The 2,655-nt window shown below is 67.4% G+C and carries 3 protein-coding genes; all 3 read left to right on the forward strand.

Translation table 11 applies throughout. The features are described 5' to 3' along the window. The first annotated feature begins 124 nt into the window (after window positions 1-124). The 3 genes from ACZ3TS_RS42715 (at window position 125) to ACZ3TS_RS42725 (ending at window position 2,557) form a co-directional block, all read left to right on the forward strand. Window positions 125-1,378: an IS256 family transposase gene (locus ACZ3TS_RS42715; RefSeq protein WP_467628584.1), complete on the forward strand. Its 1,254-nt coding sequence runs from the start codon at window positions 125-127 to the stop codon at window positions 1,376-1,378. A 184-nt stretch (window positions 1,379-1,562) separates the two neighbouring features. After that, entirely contained in the window at window positions 1,563-2,147 is a 585-nt protein-coding gene (locus ACZ3TS_RS42720; protein WP_467628587.1) for a dihydrofolate reductase family protein, read from the forward strand. Then, the gene (locus tag ACZ3TS_RS42725) at window positions 2,144-2,557 is read left to right on the forward strand and encodes a VOC family protein (protein ID WP_467628589.1); all 414 of its coding nucleotides are present in this window, start codon (window positions 2,144-2,146) and stop codon (window positions 2,555-2,557) included. The genes ACZ3TS_RS42720 and ACZ3TS_RS42725 overlap by 4 nt, the downstream gene beginning before the upstream one ends. The last annotated feature ends 98 nt before the right edge of the window (window positions 2,558-2,655 follow it).

Here is a 2,655-nt window from a genome sequence, read left to right on the forward strand (position 1 = left end):
GAGCAATGCTCAAGACCTGTGGATCGGGGCTCGGGAGGCGCGCGATGGGCGTACCTTCCCGAGTGATCGATTGAAGGTCACCGAGTAGGCCGACGCTGCGAACGTCGGTCGGGAAGGCACGCCCGTGCTCAGCGTAGTCAACGCCGATGGTTCCACCCCGAACGGCTCCCTGATCGATGAGATCGTCCGGGAGGGCGCGCGGCGGATGCTGGCCGCTGCGCTGGAGGCGGAAGTCAACACCTACATAGCCGAGTTGGCCGGGGAGTGTGACGAGGCAGGCCGCCGTCTGGTGGTGCGCAACGGCTACCACCAGCCGCGGAAGGTCGCCACCGCCGCCGGGACGGTCGAGGTCAAGGCGCCGCGCGTGAACGACAAGCGCGTCGACGAGGCCACGGGTGAGCGCCGGCGGTTCTCGTCGGCGATCCTGCCGCCGTGGTGCCGGAAGTCCCCGAAGATCGCAGAGGTGCTGCCGCTGCTCTATCTGCACGGCCTGTCCACCGGCGACTTCGTGCCCGCGCTGGAGCAGTTCCTGGGCTCCTCGGCCGGCCTGTCGCCGGCGACGGTGACCCGGTTGACCGCGCAGTGGCAACAGGATCACGCCGCCTTCCAGAATCGTGACTTGTCCGCGACCGACTACGTCTACGTCTGGGCGGACGGCGTGCACCTGCGGATCCGCCTGGAGGAGGCGAAGGCCGCGGTGCTGGTGTTGATGGGCGTGCGGGCGGACGGCACCAAGGAGCTGATCGCGATGACCGATGGCTACCGCGAGTCGTCCGAGGCGTGGGCCGGGCTGCTGCGGGACTGCGCCCGCCGCGGCATGCGGGCCCCGGTGCTGGCCGTCGGCGACGGCGCACTGGGCTTTTGGAACGCTTTGAACGAGGTCTTCCCCACAACCCGCCACCAGCGGTGTTGGGTTCACAAAACCGCCAATTGCCTGGACGCCCTGCCGAAGTCGGCGCAGCCCGCGGCCAAGCGCGCGATCCAGGACATCTACAACGCCGAGGACAAGGAGCACGCGGTCAAGGCGGTGGCCGCCTTCGCCAAGCAGTACGGCGCGAAGTACCCCAAGGTCGTCAAGCGGATCACGGATGATGAGGACGAGCTGCTGGCGTTTTTCGACTACCCGGCCGAGCATTGGATCCACCTGCGTACGACAAATCCCATCGAATCGACTTTCGCCACCGTGCGACTCCGAACGAAGGTCACCAAGGGTGCCGGGAGCCGGGCCGCCGCCCTCGCGATGGTCTTCAAGCTCATCGAGTCCGCCCAGGCCCGCTGGCGAGCCGTGAACGCACCCCACCTCGTCGCCTTGGTGCGAGCCGGCGCCCGCTTCGAACGCGGCCTGCTCGTCGAACGCTCCGAGGCTCACGCAGCCTGAACCACCCCAACTGACTGCTCTTGACTTACGCCTCTGTCAACGGCCTCTTGATCGTCCCCACACGTCACGCCTCATCAGGCCGATGAGTTTGCCTGCTGCCTGAAGTCTTCCACTGTGACCTTCCCGCCCCTTACGGGCGGGAAGCGGAGCATCCCCACGTCATGGAGGAGAGATGGAGGTCAGAATGAGCAATCCGATTCGGCTGTACATGTCGATGTCGCTCGACGGCTACGTTGCCGGTCCGGACGATCGACCGGGCCAGGAGCTCGGACGTGCCGGTGGACGTCTTTTCAACTGGCTCGACGACCGGGAATCCGACGGTCCCAGCGGACAGATTTATCGCGAGGCGTTGGCGACCGGCGCGGTAATCTCCGGCCGTCGGACCTTCGAACTCGCCGGGCGTTGGCAGGGCGACCATCACGACGGTGTGCCGATCTTCGTCCTCACCCACCATGTGGATGACGGGGACGTGCCACCCGGCCACGCGCGATTCGTCACCGACGTCGAGGACTGCGCCCGTCAGGCTCGCGCGGCTGCCGGGGACCGGCCGGTCATGGTCCATGGGGCGGGCGCGGCCCAAGCGCTCCTCCGAGCCGGGCACATCGACGAGATGGAGATCCACCTGGTTCAGGTCCTCCTCGGGGACGGCCGACGGCTGTTCGACCACCTCGGTGGTGATCACATCGAACTCGACCTGGTCCGACGGCTCGAGGACCGAGACGTCACGCACCTCCGCTACCGGGTACGTCGCCCCGAGGAGACCGCATGAAGACGCTCTTCGTCTCCTACCGCGTCACCGACCTGGACCGCTCGCTCGATTTCTACACCGGCTTGGGCTACGTCGAGCTGGGCAGGGTCAGCAGCGGCGACGGGAGTCGCCTCGTGATCCTCAAGTTCCCCGGCGAACCGGCAGCCTCGCTCGAACTGGTCCACCGTCCCGTCGGCGGACGCGTCGACGTGGGCAGCGGTTTCGACCACCTCGCGATCCAGGTGGACACACTGGCCGCCACCCTGGAGCGGCTGACCGACACCGGCCTGGAGCCGGGACCTGTCCAGTATCCGGGCGGCCCTCGCGGCCCGAAGACGTCGTGGCTCACCGACCCGGATGGCTACCAGATCGAGTTGGTGGAGTGGCCGCCTGGACACCCCGACGGCATCACCGCCGCGGACTTCTCCTGAGCGCCTCGTGAGCGGAGTGACGAAGCTTCGCTTTAGGGGGACGCGGCGCAACGAGAGGCGGCCTCCCCACCCCATCCACAGGTCTTGACAATTACTCC

This window comes from Streptomyces sp. NPDC022910 (genome assembly GCF_055561075.1).

Coding starts and splice junctions, on each gene's coding strand:
- ACZ3TS_RS42725 (WP_467628589.1), top strand. CDS start 2,144: ATGAAGACGCTCTTCGTCTCCTACCGCGTCACCGACCTGGACCGCTCG.
- ACZ3TS_RS42720 (WP_467628587.1), top strand. CDS start 1,563: ATGAGCAATCCGATTCGGCTGTACATGTCGATGTCGCTCGACGGCTAC.